General features: G+C 32.4%; 1 protein-coding gene. It reads right to left on the bottom strand.

Annotated features, from left to right (window positions below):
* Positions 1 to 328: 328 nt before the first annotated feature.
* Positions 329 to 517 carry a CsbD family protein gene (locus AC1DQ3_RS36725; protein WP_002440614.1) on the bottom strand — a complete coding sequence of 63 codons (189 nt, stop codon included), beginning with the start codon at positions 515 to 517 and terminating at the stop codon, positions 329 to 331.
* Between the last annotated feature and the right edge of the window lie 7 nt (positions 518 to 524).

The following is a 524-nucleotide window of genomic DNA, read 5'->3' as shown; positions in this document are numbered from 1 at the left end:
GTACTACTACTTGTGCAAAAGATAATGCTATACGAATGCTTTTCTTAGTTTTCTCACTCATTTTCTTCAACTCCTTTTGTTGCTTTATTCCAATTGCTTTATTGACGTTGAGCCTCGGAACCCTTAACAATCCCWAAACTTGTCGAATSGTCGGCTTAATAGCTCACGCTATGCCGACATTCGTCTCCAAGTTTAGTTAAGGGTTCTTCTCAACMTCAATAAATTTTCTCGGCATAAATGCGTGTCTTATTATTTATTTTTATTCACTTTAAATAAAAAACGTCCCAAGTATGCTACATAATAATACTTAAGACGTTTTAATTTTTATTTAGTTTTTATCTCCTTTAACTTTATCAATCAAGTCATTAGCTTTATCTTTAACATCATCTACTACTTCTTTGGCTTTACCAGAAGCTTTATCTCCTTTACCTTCTGCTTTTAAATCCTTATTATCAGTAGCATCTCCAATAGTCTCTTTGATATTTCCTTTTGCTTGTTCGAATTTTTCTTCGCTCATTTTCTAT

The organism is Cupriavidus sp. 01T418, assembly GCF_056398885.1.
Note: the sequence above shows the minus strand (reverse complement) of the source record. Positions and strands in the feature narration are given on the sequence as shown.

Coding starts and splice junctions, on each gene's coding strand:
- AC1DQ3_RS36725 (WP_002440614.1), bottom strand. CDS start 517: ATGAGCGAAGAAAAATTCGAACAAGCAAAAGGAAATATCAAAGAGACT.